General features: G+C 45.2%; 2 protein-coding genes. Both read right to left on the reverse strand.

The window, feature by feature from the left end:
• Positions 1–461, reverse strand: a 461-nt coding sequence (locus SPSYN_RS15520) for a hypothetical protein (protein WP_161823388.1), incomplete at its 3' end; no start/stop codon positions are given.
• A 206-nt stretch (positions 462–667) separates the two neighbouring features.
• Positions 668–848: PEGA domain-containing protein (locus tag SPSYN_RS15525; RefSeq protein ID WP_161823389.1), on the reverse strand; the 181-nt coding region annotated here is incomplete at its 5' end.

Consider the following 848-nt stretch of genomic DNA (forward strand, 5'->3'; position numbering starts at 1 on the left):
AGATGGCCTGGGAGACCGGTATCCAGGAAATTAGGAAACATATACCTGGGTTCATAGACAAGCTCCTGCACCGTAAAGGTGGCTTTGAAGCCATCACCGGATGTAAATCTTATTTGCGTTGCCTCCGGTTTTAGTCCTCCGGCTACTTCTAACAGATCACCAAGTTTGACGCCTACACCCCTGTACCAGCTCTTGGTAGGCCAAGTATTAATAGTGCTATAGATTATGTCTTGTTGTTCTAAATATGTTCCATCTGTTAATGAATTATTGCCCCGGAGCTGATTCTGGGTAATTGTCACAGGCTCCGGGTTATTCAGCCCGGGCCCCGATATGGTAATATCTCCACCCGCAGCAAATGCGTCTGTAGGTGCCTGCAGGACTAATGCACCGGCAAGTAAAAACATGCCTAGTACAAACGGTAAAAGGCTATACCATAACCCAACCTTCTTATTACCTTTCACAGGGTTTTCTCCTCTCTTATTTTTGTTCATTAGTTGAAATTAAATAGAGTGTTTAACTCCTATCGGTAAAAGAACCAGCCGGCCAAAGGAAACCGGCCGGATACTTCCCCCGGATGTTTGTCAATATAGGTCTTAAATCCAGGTTATACGGTGTGTCTTTTATGCTGTCCATCGTCCATCGATCCCAAATTGTAAGCTTAATGACGTTATTTCCGGTTCTTGTGATTGTCCCTGTTCTTTTCTTGTTGCTTGTTTTGCTTGATTTCTTCCAGGGTTACGGTTATGGTTTCGTCCCGATCGGTTATGGTGATTGTACCGGTTGTCTCTTTGTAGCCGGGTTTGCTTATGGTGTAGGTGTATTCGCCGGGTTCCAGTTTGTAGGTCCCG

Source organism: Sporotomaculum syntrophicum (assembly GCF_009932395.1).
GTDB lineage: Bacteria > Bacillota > Desulfotomaculia > Desulfotomaculales > Desulfallaceae > Sporotomaculum > Sporotomaculum syntrophicum.